We start from the raw sequence: 14284 nt of genomic DNA, 5'->3' as shown, positions 1-14284 counted from the left end.
TCGGGAGGATGACGTGTCGGAAGACCGGATCGCAGCGCTGCAAAAGATGATCGCCGAGCACCCGGACGATCCGCGTCCGCGCTTTGGCCTGGCGCTGGAGTACGAAAAGGCGGGGCGGTGGGAAGACGTGATCGCGGCGTTGCGCGACTACCTTTCCATCGCCGACGACGAGGGGAACGCGTGGGGGCGGCTGGGCGCCACCCTCCGCACGCTGGGCCGCGAAGAAGAGGCGCGCGAGGCGTACCGGCTGGGAATCGCCGCCGCCACGCGCCACAACCATCCCACCATGGTCGGCGAGTTCGAGGACATTCTCGAAGAGTGGTAAGCCGGCGGCGGATCCCACGGCCGCGCCAGCGGGAACTCTGGCTGGCGCACCAGCCGCCCGGTGGCCGCGGACGATCCAACTGCTACAGAATATCGGGTGCGATGGGCAGCGAATACCTGCACAGCTACTTGCGATTTCCGTGCAGGCATGCACGGTGCTACAGATTTGGGAGAGCGGCTCGATGAGCCCATAAACCTCACGCGTGCGGCAGCCCAGGATCGTGATCCGGGCCGCCGCACGCGCGGAACCGTAACCCTGTACATCCGAAGCACCATGCGCCGCACACTCCTGATCGTTGCCCTTGCGTTGCCACTTCTTTCCGCATGCGCGTCGGGCGGCGGAATGAGGCCGCGGTACGATCCCTCCGCGGGCCAGAGCAACCTTGAGCAGCTGATCCTGCAGACCTCCGACGCGACGCCCATGCGGGTGACCGCGCGGTACAGCTGGCGCGGTCAGGGCACGCCCGACCCGGCGCCGCACGCGTATCTCAGCTTTGACGCGTGGCCGCAGTCCGGCTGGCCGTGGCGCAGCGAGAACCAGCTGCAGGTGACGGTGGAGGGGCAGCGCGCCCGCTACAACGGCCGCTACGACAGCGACACGCAGGGTGGCCGGCGGCACGAGAACGTCACCTACCAGATCCCCATCGGCGACCTGGCCGTGATGGCCGACGCCGACCGCATCGAAGGCCGCATCGGCCCCCGCAGCTTTACCTTCGAAGGCGCGGACCTGGCCCGCCTGCGCGAGTTCGTCACCTACATCCGCGGCGGCACGGGGCGTTAGGCTCTCGAACACAGATCATCCTGCAGTCGAAGCCCCGCGCGGTTGGCGGGGCTTCGCTTCGTTTCGTCGCAGGGCTAAGCGAACGCTCAAATCGCTATCTCTGTCCTCGCTCTACAATTCCGACTCGATCAGCCCGCTTCCCGCCAACGCCTGTAAACATTTGACCGTGACCACTGCTGCCGTTAGGCTTGTAAACATGGTGAACACGGTACCGACGCGCCGAGGACGGGCAGCTACGCTCTGGACATGGAAGTCAATCGGGCTGGCAAAGAAGCCCGTATGGCTGACGGTCCTTTTGTGGGTGCTCGCGGGGTGCTCGTCGTTGCAGGGCCAGGGAGCCGCCGGGCGGGGCGCTGATGCACTCGCCGCGGTCGCCGAAGTGATGTCGCTGAGGCGTAGTGCGCTGGGAGATTCGCTCCCATTCGATGCCTGCACCGTCTTTGAACAGACCGGGCAACCCGCGGGCTTTCCCGATGGACTGCCGCCCGGACTGATCCCCTTGCTGGACCGGAGCGGACCTGATCCGTGCTCGACCGAGCGCCCCGGAGCAACGGGGAGGTTTCCGCGCACGGTCCGGGTGGATTCAGTGAGGGTTACCAGTTCATCGGCGTCCACCTGTACGTGAAACGAGGGGAGTGGAGCTACAACGAGGATTACTTCTTCGCGGCCCTGCCACCTGGCCGCGGCTGGGGATTTCGGGAAGCGCGGACGACGCATCTCTTCCGGGCTACCTCGCCACCCTGAGCCTTCTCCCAGCACGACCGTCAACGACGATCAGCCAATGCGAGTCCACCAACTGAGCGCCGCAGGGATCATTCGATCAGGAAGGACACGCGTGTCGACGTCGCACGCGATCCCGGATACCCGGCGTGGCCGCGCGTACCGGCGGGTGATGCTGGTTGCCGGCATCCTGTCGATCGTCGGGATCGCCGACCACGTGCGTGCGCTCTTCTGGCGCGTCCTGTCCGGCCCGCCCACCAACGGCAGCATGGGGGTGCCGCAGCGCCTGATCATCCTCACCGGCTGGGCCATCATCTGCTGGTGCGCCGTTAGAGCGGTCCGCGGCAACCTGCTGCCCCCCATGTGGGCGGCGGTCACATTACCGATTCTGATCTGGACGTACCTCCTCTGGCCTGGTTGACCTTGGGCGCCGCCCATCGCGCAGACCTCCCTGCAGATTGAAAGAAGCCCCGTTCGGCGAGTGTAACGAGCCGAACGGGGCTTATCGCTTTCCCAGCAGCGGGTTTACCCGCTCATCCCGGAGCTTCGCCCGATCCCATCCCACCCTCACCCCCGCCTGCGCTCCTCCAACACCGGCGGCACCAGAACGTCCGCCGCGCTCACCTCCCCCGGCGTAAACGGCAGCAGCACCTCGCGCCGGGTACGGACGATGGTTTCGATCTCGAAGGCGATGTCCTCGATCGACCGCCCCTCCGCCGGCACCGACACGTCCGCCAGCCGGTACAGCGGCTCGCGCTCCGCCAGCATCTGCGCGATCATGCCGCGCGGGTCGGGGTGGTCGCGAAACGGGCGGTCGATGGAATCATCGCGCAGCCGCCGCACGGTCTCGTCCACCGAGACGCGCAGCCAGACCGAGAGCGTGCGCGAGCCCAGCACGTCCAGCTGCTCCGGCCGCGTGATCCACCCGCCGCCGGGCGCCAGCACCAGCCCGGGCCGCTCCGCCACCTCGGCCGTGAGCGCGGCCTCCATCCCCCGGAACGCCTCCTCGCCCGCCACGGCGATCACCTCCTTGACGGTGCGCCCCTCGCGGTGTTCTATCTCCACGTCAAAGTCCAGGAACTCCCAGCCCAGCCGCCGGGCCAGCGCCTGCCCCACGCTGCTCTTACCCGACGTCATGTAGCCCAGCAGCACCACGCGTTCGATCACCAGCGCGGGCGGCAGCGTATCCGGCACGGCGGCGCTCCAGAAAACCGGGTTCAGAAAGGTTGACGGACGGCCCCGCGGCAAGGCAGGTTGCGGGCCGCACCCGCCGAATCCAGGAATCCGAAGAATTTCCGAACCGAACCGGGGACGCGGTGTATCCGCGCCAGGCCGCCATCTGCCGCCGGCTATTCCCTGTTCCCTGTTCCCTATTCCCTGCGGTTGATGGCGATCCTCACCCCCACGCAGCGCGACCGCGTACTCCCGCGCCTCATCGAAGACGAGATGCGCGAGTCGTTCATCGACTATTCGATGAGCGTCATCGTGCAGCGCGCGCTTCCCGACGTGCGTGACGGCCTCAAGCCCGTGCACCGGCGCATCCTGTACGCCATGCACGAGGCGGGGCTCATCCCCACGCGGCCGCACAAGAAGAGCGCCACCGTGGTGGGCGACGTGCTGGGCAAGTACCACCCGCACGGCGACCAGTCCGTGTACGACGCCCTCGTGCGGATGGTGCAGGACTTTTCGCTCCGCTACCCGCTCATCGACGGGCAGGGCAACTTTGGCTCGATCGATGGCGACGCGGCCGCGGCGTACCGGTACACGGAAACGCGCCTGTCGCCCATCGCCACGGAGATGCTGGCCGACATCGACAAGGACACGGTCGATTTCGCCCCCAACTACGACGACCGCCTTACCGAGCCCCGCGTTCTCCCGGCGAAGTTTCCCAACCTGCTGGTCAACGGCTCCAGCGGCATCGCCGTGGGGATGAGCACCAACGTGCCGCCGCACAACCTGGCCGAGGTGGTGCGCGCCGTCATCCACATGCTGGACCACCCGGAGTGCACCGTCGAAGAGCTGATGGCCCACCTGCCGGGGCCCGACTTTCCCACCGGCGGCATCATCGTGGGCACGCAGGGGATCCGCGACGCGTACAACAAGGGACGCGGCCGCGTGGTGATGCGGGCGCGGGTCTACAAGGAATCGCGGCGCAGTGGCAAGGAGCAGCTGGTCGTCACCGAGATCCCGTACGGCACCAACAAGGCACGCATCATCGAGCAGATCGCCGAGCTCACCCGCGCCGGCAAGCTGAACGACATCGCCGACCTGCGCGACGAATCGGACCGTGACGGCATCCGCGTGGTCATCGAGCTCAAGCGCGGGGCCGACCCGGCCAAGGTGCTCACGGGCCTGTTCAAGTGGACCGCGCTGCAGACCACGTTCGGCGTGATCGCGCTGGCGCTGGACAACGGCGTGCCGCGCGAGTTTGGCCTGAAGACCATGCTGGAGCGGTTTCGCGACCACCGCCTGCAGGTGGTCGTGCGCCGCAGCCGCTGGGAGCTGGACCGCGCCCGCGACGAGGCGCACGTGCTGGAAGGCCTGATCGCCGCGCTGCGCAAGATCGACCAGGTGATCGCCATCATCCGCGGCTCCCGCAACCGCGAGACGGCGGCCGCCAAGCTGCAGAAAGAGCTCAAGCTCAGCGAGCGCCAGGCGGAAGCCATCCTCAACATGCGCCTCTCGCGCCTCACGCAGCTGGAGGCCAGGGAGCTGCGCGACCGCCTGGCGGAGCTGGAGAAGCGCATCGGCGAGCTGGAGGCGCTGCTGGCGTCGCCAGACCGGCAGATCGGCGTCATCCGCCGCGAGCTGGCCGAGCTGGCGGAGAAGTACGGCGACCCGCGGCGCACGACCATCTTCGAGAACGACAAGGCGGTGCGCATCGAGGACCTGCTGGCCGCCGAGCAGGTGGTGGTCACGGTCACGCGCGAGGGCTTCGTCAAGCACATGCCCATGCCCGTGTACCAGAAGGCCGCCAGCACCGGCCGCGCCCTCATCGGCAGCGACTACGAGAGCGACTACCTGGAGCGCGTCCTGGTGGCCAGCACCGAGGACTGGCTGCTGGCGTTCACCAGCGACGGCCGCGCCTACGGCCTGCCCGTGCGCGACCTGCCGGAAACGGACCTGCGCTCGCGCGGCAAGCGGCTGCACCAGATGCTGGAGCTGCCCAAGAACGCGGACGTCGCGGGCGTGCACCTGGTGAGCGAGTTCAGCGAGTCCAGGGCGGTCCTGTTCGCCACCGCCGGCGGCACCGTCAAGCGCACGTCGCTGGACCAGTTCACCCGGCCCCGCTCCGGCGGCGTGGAGGCCATCTCGCTCAAGGCCGGCGACCGGCTGGCGTTCGTCTCCATCACCGACGGCCAGATGGAGGTGGTGCTGGCCGCGTCGGGCGGCCGCGCCATCCGCTTCGCCGAGGGCGACATCCCGCTGATGGGCCGCGCCACCCAGGGCGTGCGGGGGATGAAGCTGGGTGAAAAGGAGCGGCTTGCGGGGATGGTGGCCGACAAGAGCGACGCCACGCTGGCCGCCGTCACCGCGCGCGGCCAGGGCAAGCGGTTGGCGATGGATGACCTGCCGCTGCAGAAGCGCGACGGCAAGGGCACCGTTATCGCGCCCGGCGGCAAGGATTTCGGCGACCTGGTGGCGCTGCTGCAGCTGGGCGTCACCGACCTGGCCGCCGTCACGGCGGGAGCGGTGATGATGCGCATCCGCCGCGCGGACCTCCCCCTTCTGCCGCGCGACGCGCAGCCGGAGCCCGTGCTGGAGCTGGCCCGGAGCGAGCGCATCGCCGCCGTCACCCAGCTCGCCGAGCGCGACGCCGCCACCCCCATCACCACCGCCGACGAGCTTCTGGAAGAGCCGTCGACCGACGGCGGCGAGGGTGGAGAGGGTGACGGAGGCGCCGAAGGCGAGGGCGGCAGCGGTGACGGCAACGGTGGGGATGATGACGGCGGCGGCGGTGGTGCAGCGCCCGTCTCTTCCGATGGCGATGCGCCGCCCCCCTCCACCGATGATGTGACCCCCGAGGCTTCCGCCGACGGCGACGCCGACGACGAGGCACCGGCCGCCGACGCGAGCGCACCCGACGACGCGCCGCAGCCGGACGACTCCGCGCCGTCGCCGGCTTCGCTGCCCGCCGAATCCGCCGCGGCTCCTGAGGATCCGGCCCTGTTCGCCGACACCGCGAACACGGGTGATGCGGACGATGATGATTCCATCATCGAAGATCCCATCACGCTCCCCAAGCGCAGCCGCAAGCCCGCGCCCGCCGCCGCGCCCCCACCGCCGCCGCCGGCTCCCGAGCCGCCGCCTGCACCCGCGCCGAAGCGTGCGCGCAAACCCGCGGCTGCTCCCGCGTCCGCGCCGCCCCCCGCCGCCGAGCCGGAGCCGGCGCCGAAGCGCGCCCGCAAGCCCGCGGCGCCCGAAGCCGCGACGCCGGAGCCGGTAGCGGAGCCCGCTCCGAAGCGTGGCAAAAAGCCGCCCGCCGCGGAGCCGGCTCCCGAGCCACCCGCCCCGCCGAAGCGCGGCAAGCCTCCCAGGGCCGCCGCGCCCGAGCCGCCGACGCCCGAATCTGCACCACCCGCGGAAACGGGCAAACGCGGCAAGAAGAAAGTCGCCGACGAACTGGACCTGTTCGGTGGCTCCTGAACACGAGATCGGCCCGGCATCTTGCCGCCCCGATTTGGTTGTGTTCATCACCACCCGATGGGTTATCGGAAGTTTATCGGCATTTCATCGGAAGGTTATCGGAAGCAGCGCGCTCAGGGCGAAGGCGAGCGGCTGGAGGAGAACTGATACCGATCCGGAGAAACAACATCGAAAGGTACGGAGGAACGGAGAACAGCCAGAGGAACAGAGGTGATCCGCGATTCCCTCCTCTGTTCCTCTGGCTGTCTCTGTTCCTCTGTACCCTGACCTCTGTTTTCCTGTAGTCCGACTTGAGGTGAGGTGTTTCAACGGATCGGGTATGAGCATGAGGAGATTTCGTGGATCGTGAACACGAGATCGAGCCCAGAATCTCGCCGGGCCGATTTCATCTCATCACCGGCTATCGCGCCGTCCTACCGCAGGCGCTGCGCACGTTACCAACCTGCTTCCCGTGGCGGCGGCGGCGCGATCCAGACGCTGTTGCACGCAGGGCAGCGCTGCGCCTGCAGGCGTTCGCCGGGGCGGAGCACCTGCTCCAGCCTGGCCGACTCGTGGCGGCGAAAGACCAGTGGAATCCAGGCGTGCCGGTCGGTGAACACCTGCTGCCAGAACGTGCCCTGGTTCAGGAACGCCGTCCCGGTTTCCATCTCGATCCCGCAGCCCGGGCAGGGGAGCGGATCCGGTGCGATCTCCGGCTCCACCGGCCACGCGACGGGTCCCGAAAAATGGCCGCCGCAGCCCATGCACGCGGTCGCGTTCTCGGGGTTGCCTTTGCGGCAGCGCGGACAGATCCGCACGGGCGCCCCTGTCGCGCGCGGCGGGATCAGCGGGGCGGCCGCGGGATCGACGAGGTTCACGCGGCATTCGCGGCAGTACCCGCGGGCCAGCGCGTTCATCACTCCGCATCTGTGGCAAAAGACCGTCTGGTCCACGGTGGATCGGTTCGGCAGATGGATTTCAGAGGGTACGCGGCGCCCTTCCTTCCCCGTACGCGGCCTCCGGAGACCCTGTTTCACCCCCACGCGCCGCAGGGCTGGCGGAGAGGGACGGAATTGCGTACCTGCTAAACCTGAGTTGACGAGGCCAGAAAGCCTGACGCAAACACGCGAATCCCCGCCATCCACCCGGAGTCGGTCACCGGGCGTCCGACCAGGGAAAAACCGGAAAGCGGAAAACAGGTGACGTAAGCAACCGTCGCCAAACCACTTGCCCGCATACGGCCTGCTTTTTGCCGCCCGCGTACGTTCCTGCGGGTTGGCCGGAAGCACGAACGGAAGGGGACCGCGGTGGACGGCGCGAACGGCAAGACCACCATCCTGGTGGTGGACGACAACAGCGACAACGTAGAGATCCTGCGGGCGTTCCTGGAATCGCGCGGCTTTACGGTCGCCGAGGCGCGCGACGGGCGCACGGCGCTGGCGCGCATGGAAGAGGTGCGCCCGGACCTGGTGCTGCTGGACGTGATGATGCCGGGCATGGACGGCTGGGAGGTGTGCCGCGTGATCAAGCAGCACCCGCAGCTGGGCGACACCAAGGTGGTGATGGTGACGGCCAAGGGCGGCTTCGAGGACAAGATGGAGGGGCTGCGCTCCCGCGCGGACGACTACGTGGTCAAGCCCGTGGACTTCAAGGAGCTGATGGAAAAGGTGACCCGCAACCTTGCCGCCCGGGGCAGCCAGGCGTGAGGATCGTCGGATATGCCGGGGACGAGGGCTTCCGCGCGCGCCTGGAGGCCGCCGCGGCCAGCGCCGGCGCCGAGCTCACCCTGGTGCAGCCGGCCGGCGGGGGCTCCGCCGCCAACGACGACCAGTTCTTTGCCCTGCTGCGAACCCATCCGGACGCGGCGCTGCTGGAAATGCGCCGCGGCCTGCTGGAGCGCACCCGCGACGAGGCGGGTACGCGCGGCATCGCCGTGGTCGTGGTGTGCCGCAACGAGGACGAGGCCCGCCACGCCATCCGCGAAGGCGCCGAGGAGTGGATCCTGGTCGACGCCGACGAGATGGAGATCTCGGCGCGCATCGAGGGCGCGTGCGAGAGGCTGGCGCGCACCATTCCGCCCAAGCAGGCCCAGGACGCCGCCGACCACCTGCGCTACGAAGAGCTGCTGTACGACCGCTTTACCGGCTTTCCCACCCTGCCGGTGATGATCGAGCGCGGCCGCGACATGCTGGACAACCGCGGCCGGCTTACGCTGCTGTACATCGAGTTCGTGCGCTACAGCAAGCTGGAGGAGATCTACGGCTGGGAAAAGCTGGACGAGGTGCTGCAGACCACCGCCAGCGCCGTGCGCGACTTTTACGCGCGCTACGACGGCGACAGCGCCATGATGGTCAGCCACACCGGCGACGACGACTTCATCTTCTTTGCCGACATCGCGCAGGAAGAGGCCGAGAAGCGCATCAACGAGATGGCGGTGGCGCTGGAGACCGACGTGCGCGCCCGGCTGGAGACGGAGCACGGCGAGGACATCGCGGGATTGTTCGAGATCTACGTGGGCTCCGTCACGCTCTTCCGCAATCCCAAGATCCGCACCGAGCGCATCATCTACCGCGGCATCCGGGAGGCGGCCCAGGCGGCGCGCAGCGTTGAATCGCGCGAGCGGGCGCGCAAGGTGGCGGGGCTCAAGGACACCCTGCGCGAGGGCGCCGTCTACATCGTCTACCACCCCATCGTGGTCACGGAAACGCGCGAGGTGTTTGGCTACGAGGCGCTGGCCCGCGGCGTACACCGTGCTCTGCGCTCGCCGGAGGTGATGTTCGGGGTGGCCGAGGAGGCCAACCTGATCTGGGAGCTTTCGCGCCTGTGCCGGCGCAAGGCCATCGAGGGGATGTCGGACCAGCTGGAGCCCCAGCACCTGCTGTTCATCAACATCGATCCGCACGACTTTCGCGACCCCACCTTTCGCTACCTGGACCTGGACGACCTGGGGGTGGACGATCCCAGCCGCATCGTGCTGGAGATCACGGAGCGCACGGCGATCACCGACTATCCCACCTTTCAGGGCTATCTCAAGGAGTTCCGCGACCGCGGCTTCCGCTTTGCCGTGGACGACGCGGGAAGCGGGTACGCGGGGCTGGGGAGCATCGCCAACCTGGAGCCGGACTTCATCAAGCTCGACATCTCGCTCATCAGCGGCATCGACGCCAACTTCATGAAGCAGAACCTGGTGGAGACGATGGTGCAGTTTGCCAACGACCACAACATCAAGGTGATCGCCGAAGGCGTGGAGCGCGAGGAGGAGTGGGAGACGGTAAAGCGGCTGGGCGTGCACTTTACCCAGGGATTCCTGTTCCACAACGTGGCCGCCCAGGCCGCGCAGACCAACGCCGCCCTTCAGGCCATCGCCGGCGAGAGCGCCGCCAGCGCGGAGAACGCGGCGGGCGCGGAGAACGCCGCCAGTGCTGAGAACGCCGCAAGCGCGGAGAACGCAGGCGCGGCGAAGTAGGAAGACGGCGCCTCGACGAAAAAGATCGAACTGGCGCCCGCCGGGGTGCCCCTCCCCCGGCCCCTCCCCGCTCGTTCCTCGCGGAGAGGGGAGAATTCGATCCCGCTTCGGAAGGGCCCAGCTGCGTCCGCCGGCGCCCCCTCCGCTCGCCGAGGCTCGCACCTCCCCCAAAAACCCTGGGGGAGGTTGTTGTTGCCGACGGAATCAGGCTCGACGAACAGGAGCGCACCTACGCCCCACGGGTGCCCCTTCCCCGGCCCCTTCCCGCTCGTTCCTCGCGGAGAGGGGAGAATCCCATCCTTGTTCCACAGAGTCCGTTTGCGCCGGCCATCCGGGTCCGCTCCGGACGTTCGGCTCGCGTCACCTCTCCCCCGAAGTTGGGGGAGAGGCCGGGAGAGGGGGCCGCCCGCGGACGCAGTTCGATATCTGCCAGACCGTCGTGGCCTTCCTCCGCCCGCCCCATCCTCCCGCTCCACCGCCAGGCCCGCCGCTGGTACGCCTTCTGCCTCCCCACACACCGCACCCACAACCCGCCGCGCCGCGTGATCATCGACTGCCACACGCACCTGAACCGCTACACCGAGGACCAGCCGGCCACCCTCCCCGAGCGCCACGCGGCGCTGCTGCGGGAGATGGACGCGAACGGCATCGTGCACGCCATGGTCCTTACCTCGTACGTGAACAACGAGGACCGCTGCTCGCCGGAAGAAATGCTGGCGGAGGTGGAGGACGATCCGCGCATCAGCGTGGTGGCCGGCGTGGACGTGCCGCGGCTGGACCAGGACCAGATGGACCGGCTGCGGGGCCTGCTGCGGGCGGGGCGCATCCGCGGGCTCAAGCTGTACCCCGGCTACCAGCCGTTCCACCTGCACGACCGCGAGTTGCGCCCCGTGTACGAACTGGGGGCGGAGTTCGGCGTGCCGGTGATGATCCACACGGGCGACACCTTCAACCCGCTCGCGAAAGTCCGGCTGACGCACCCGCTGCTGGTGGACGACATCGCCGTGGACTTTCGGGAAACCACGTTCGTCATCTGCCACCTGGGCAACCCGTGGTTCACGGACGCCATGGAGGTCATCTACAAGAACCACAACGTGATGGGCGACATCTGCGGCCTTACGCTCGGCGAGTTTCAGCCGCGGTACGAGCGCTTTGCCCTGCGTTGCGTGAACGACGCCATCGCCTTTATCAACGACCCCGACAAGCTGATGTTCGGTACCGATTGGCCCATCAGCGACGTCGCCAGCTACCTGCGCTTCGTGGATCGGCTGGAGATGACGGACGCGGAGCGCGAGGGGCTGCTCTGGCGCAACGCGGCACGCCTGTTCCGCCTGCCGGTGGTGGGCGCGGCGTGATTGCGGAGGGCGAGTACCGGGTGGTGGTGGTCGATGACGAGCGCGCGCCGCTGGCCACGGAGGCGCTGGAGCTGATCTCCACCTCCATTGGCGACGTGCAGCCGGTGAACGACCTGCTTTCGGAGATCGAGGAGCGGCGCCGGGGTATGCCCAGCGGCGGCGATGCCCACCTGCTTGCCATGGTGGATGACGACGGACGAGCGGCGGCCGCGGCGGCGGGAATCTACCTGGAGGGCGTCAACGCGGGGTTCATCACCTACCTGGCCGTGCGAAAGGACCTGCGCGGCAAGCTGCTGGGGCGCGGCCTGCGCGGGCACCTGGTGAACTCCATCCGCGCGGAGGCGCGCCGCAAGAACGGCGCGGACCCGGCGTGGATCGTGGGCGAGGTGCGCAGCGGCAGCCCGTGGCTGCAGACGCTGGTGGGCGCGGGGCAGGCCATCCCCTTCGGCTTTCCCTACTTCCATCCGTGGATGCAGCGCCGCAGCGAAGGCCGCTACGTGCTGTACCGCGAGCCGCTGGCCGACACCCGCGCGAAGCTTCCGGCGCAGGAGGTGGTGCGGCTGGTCTACACCATCTGGCGCCGCGCCTACCGAATCCGCTTTCCCCTGCAGAGCGAGACGTTCTGCTACATGATCGAACGGCTGCAGGCCGCCGGCACCATCGGCGCGCACCCGGACTTCGCCCAGGCCTCGCTTCCGCTCACCCAGCTGCCCGGCGACAACTGATACCATTGCTCGCAATCAGAGGAACGACGGAAAAGCATCACGCGGAGGCGCGGAGGAACTGATGAGGCGCGGAGGCGTTTTTGGCGTCCCTCCGCGCCTCTTCTGTTTTCTCCGCGCCTCCGCGTGAAAATCGTTCCCCACAACCGTCTGCGCGCGGCAGGGCGTAGTAAAGAATGATACGTAAGGACCCTTATTCCGCCTGGCGGGGGATAAGGGCGGCAAGGGCAAATCCAACCTGGAAGCAGGTATGGCGAAACACCCTGCATCTTGCGCTACAAGGCTTGTACAATGAAATTCATGCATTGTGACAGTTCCGTGATTGGTTCGTCAGATCCGGGATGTATGGCGGCGGGAGTGGGCCGTGCACGCCTGTTTCTGCCGGTACGAGGGTTGCGACAAGGAGGCGCTGGCCCCTTGAAGTGTAACCATGCCGCGCCGCGATGCAGCCGGCGTACGAAGCATCACCTGCGCAAGAAGTAACCGCAGAAGCAACAATGAGCTACCGCATCAAGCGCGTCGCCCACCTTACCGGGATCAACCCCGCCACGCTGCGCGCGTGGGAGCGCCGCTACGGCCTGGTGGCGCCGGACCGTACCGGGTCCGGCTACCGGCTGTACACGGACGAGGACGTGGCGATGCTTTCGCGCATCAAGGTCCTTGTCGACGAAGGACTTACCATTGGCGAGGCCATCAGCCGGGTGCGCCGCGGCAATGCGCCGCTGCCGCCCGACGCCGGCGGCCCGTCCATTCGCGACGTGCGCTTCCGCATGCTCGAGGCGCTGATGTCGTTCGACCGGCGCGGCGCACTGGAGGCGTACCAGGACGTCATGCGCCTGCCGCCGGAGCGCCGCGTGGAAGAGGTGCTGCTCCCCGTGCTTCGCCAGGTGGGCGAGCTGTGGGAGGCCAACGAGTGCGGCGTGGGCGAGGAGCACTTTGCCACCGCCTTTATCCGCGAAAAGCTGGCGGGGATCATCGAGGACCTGGACACCGGTGCGGCTCGCGGGCCCGAGGCCGTGTGCGCAGGCGTGCCGGGCGAGCGTCACGAGTGCGGGCTGCTGGCGGCCACCATTCACCTGGCCACGCGCGGCTGGCGGGTGGTGTACCTGGGCCCCGACGTGCCGGTAGACGAGATCCGGCGCATCCTGCATCAGCGGCGCCCGGCGCTGTTCTGCACGTCCGTGGTCAACACCATGAGCATCGCCGACTTCCGCGCCCTGACCCGCGCCCTGCGCGACGCCGCGCCCGCGGAGACGGAGGTCGTGGTCGGCGGCCCTGGCGTCCCGGCCCCGTTCGCCAGCGCCGAGGGCGTGCGCCTTTCGGACGACATGGGCGTGCTGGCCCACGCCCTGGCGTAACCACCGTCCGTCGCGAACACAAAAGCCCCGCCCGGCGGCACGCCGGGCGGGGCTCTTCGCGTCAGTACGGCGGACCGCACGAAAAACGACGATGCCGGCCGTCACATCTCCTGGATGTTCACCGGGCCGTTGGTGGTCACCACTCGGATGGTGGGGCCGCCGCCGTTGACGTCGGTGTTGATCCGCCCGCCCGGGCTCCAGCGCCGTCCGCCTTCGCGCCGCGAGCGGATGCCGCTGGGCGCGTTGATGGGGCCGTGCACAGTGCCGCTCTCCAGGTGCGCCGCGTAGCCGCGGGGCATGCGCAGGGTGACGGGGCCGTTCACCGTCTCCGCGTCCAGTCCGTCGCCACTCCAGCGGCGGCCTGCCAGGGCCACGGTGATGGGACCGTTCTGCGCCCGCGCCCGCACGTCGCCCGCCAGCTCGGTGAGCGTGATGGGGCCGTTCACCGCCCGCAGCTCCATGTCGCCGGACAGCCGCTCCACCGCGATGGGGCCGTTGTGCGTCTCCACGTCCAGGTTGGTGCGCGCCGGCACCAGGATCTCGTAGCTCACCGCCCAGTGGCGGTTGCGGCCGGAGGTTTCAGGTCCGGTGGAGCGGATAGTCCCGTCGGTGCTCACGCGCACACCCCGCGCAAGCTCGCGCGCATCCGCCTCCGTGCGCGCCGACGCCTGCACGCGGGCGCGCACCAGCACGTCGCGCCCGTCCCAGGCGCGCACGGTCACGCCGCCGTTCTGCCCCGCGTTCACGCGCAGCGACCCGCGCGCCGGGATGCGCGACTCGCGCACCTCGCAGTGCGTCTCGCGGTCTGAGCCGGCGTTGTTGCGGCGGCAGCGCTCCACCCAGCCGTCGGAGTCGTTCTGCGCGGACACCGGCGCCGCCGCGGCGGCAAGGGCCAGCGAAAAAAAGAAGAGGCGAGACGTACGCATCGGTGG

The 14284-nt window shown here is 68.7% G+C and carries 12 protein-coding genes; 9 read left to right on the top strand and 3 right to left on the bottom strand.

The window, feature by feature from the left end; all coding sequences use genetic code 11:
• The first annotated feature begins 13 nt into the window (after positions 1 to 13).
• The 3 genes from ACOJUJ_RS25270 to ACOJUJ_RS25260 all read left to right on the top strand — a co-directional run bounded on the left by ACOJUJ_RS25270 (position 14) and on the right by ACOJUJ_RS25260 (position 2246).
• A complete protein-coding gene (locus ACOJUJ_RS25270) occupies positions 14 to 325 on the top strand; it encodes a tetratricopeptide repeat protein (RefSeq protein ID WP_420129706.1) in 312 nt (103 codons plus the stop codon).
• Positions 326 to 598: 273 nt separating this feature from the next.
• Positions 599 to 1105: a hypothetical protein gene (locus ACOJUJ_RS25265; protein WP_420129705.1), complete on the top strand. Its 507-nt coding sequence runs from the start codon at positions 599 to 601 to the stop codon at positions 1103 to 1105.
• Between the two features lie 835 nt (positions 1106 to 1940).
• Complete coding sequence (locus ACOJUJ_RS25260) at positions 1941 to 2246, top strand: hypothetical protein (protein WP_420129704.1); 306 nt, start codon at positions 1941 to 1943, stop codon at positions 2244 to 2246.
• 146 nt (positions 2247 to 2392) lie between these two features.
• Here the strand turns inward: ACOJUJ_RS25260 and ACOJUJ_RS25255 are convergent, their stop codons facing one another.
• Entirely contained in the window at positions 2393 to 3019 is a 627-nt protein-coding gene (locus tag ACOJUJ_RS25255; RefSeq protein WP_420129703.1) for a shikimate kinase, read from the bottom strand.
• Between the two features lie 192 nt (positions 3020 to 3211).
• Between ACOJUJ_RS25255 and gyrA the strand changes: the two genes are divergently transcribed.
• Positions 3212 to 6472 (top strand): DNA gyrase subunit A, encoded by a 3261-nt coding sequence (gyrA, locus tag ACOJUJ_RS25250; RefSeq protein ID WP_420129702.1) that lies wholly within the window; start codon positions 3212 to 3214, stop codon positions 6470 to 6472.
• Positions 6473 to 6906: 434 nt separating this feature from the next.
• On the opposite strand, the gene ACOJUJ_RS25245 is transcribed toward gyrA, so the two are convergent.
• Complete coding sequence (locus ACOJUJ_RS25245; protein ID WP_420129701.1) at positions 6907 to 7368, bottom strand: hypothetical protein; 462 nt, start codon at positions 7366 to 7368, stop codon at positions 6907 to 6909.
• A gap of 390 nt (positions 7369 to 7758) precedes the next feature.
• On the opposite strand from ACOJUJ_RS25245, the gene ACOJUJ_RS25240 reads away from it, so the two are divergent.
• The 5 genes from ACOJUJ_RS25240 (at position 7759) to ACOJUJ_RS25220 (ending at position 13352) form a co-directional block, all read left to right on the top strand.
• Positions 7759 to 8157 (top strand): response regulator transcription factor, encoded by a 399-nt coding sequence (locus tag ACOJUJ_RS25240; protein WP_420129700.1) that lies wholly within the window; start codon positions 7759 to 7761, stop codon positions 8155 to 8157.
• A complete protein-coding gene (locus ACOJUJ_RS25235; protein WP_420129699.1) occupies positions 8154 to 9917 on the top strand; it encodes an EAL domain-containing protein in 1764 nt (587 codons plus the stop codon). The genes ACOJUJ_RS25240 and ACOJUJ_RS25235 overlap by 4 nt, the downstream gene beginning before the upstream one ends.
• 542 nt (positions 9918 to 10459) lie before the next feature.
• Positions 10460 to 11272: an amidohydrolase family protein gene (locus ACOJUJ_RS25230; protein WP_420129698.1), complete on the top strand. Its 813-nt coding sequence runs from the start codon at positions 10460 to 10462 to the stop codon at positions 11270 to 11272.
• The gene (locus ACOJUJ_RS25225; protein WP_420129697.1) at positions 11269 to 11997 is read left to right on the top strand and encodes a hypothetical protein; all 729 of its coding nucleotides are present in this window, start codon (positions 11269 to 11271) and stop codon (positions 11995 to 11997) included. The genes ACOJUJ_RS25230 and ACOJUJ_RS25225 overlap by 4 nt, the downstream gene beginning before the upstream one ends.
• A 494-nt stretch (positions 11998 to 12491) precedes the next feature.
• A complete protein-coding gene (locus tag ACOJUJ_RS25220; protein ID WP_420129696.1) occupies positions 12492 to 13352 on the top strand; it encodes a MerR family transcriptional regulator in 861 nt (286 codons plus the stop codon).
• Between the two features lie 101 nt (positions 13353 to 13453).
• Here the strand turns inward: ACOJUJ_RS25220 and ACOJUJ_RS25215 are convergent, their stop codons facing one another.
• Complete coding sequence (locus ACOJUJ_RS25215) at positions 13454 to 14278, bottom strand: hypothetical protein (RefSeq protein WP_420129695.1); 825 nt, start codon at positions 14276 to 14278, stop codon at positions 13454 to 13456.
• Positions 14279 to 14284 lie beyond the last annotated feature (6 nt).

It is taken from the genome of Longimicrobium sp. (assembly GCF_048594345.1).
Taxonomy (GTDB): domain Bacteria; phylum Gemmatimonadota; class Gemmatimonadetes; order Longimicrobiales; family Longimicrobiaceae; genus Longimicrobium.
Note: the sequence above shows the minus strand (reverse complement) of the source record. Positions and strands in the feature narration are given on the sequence as shown.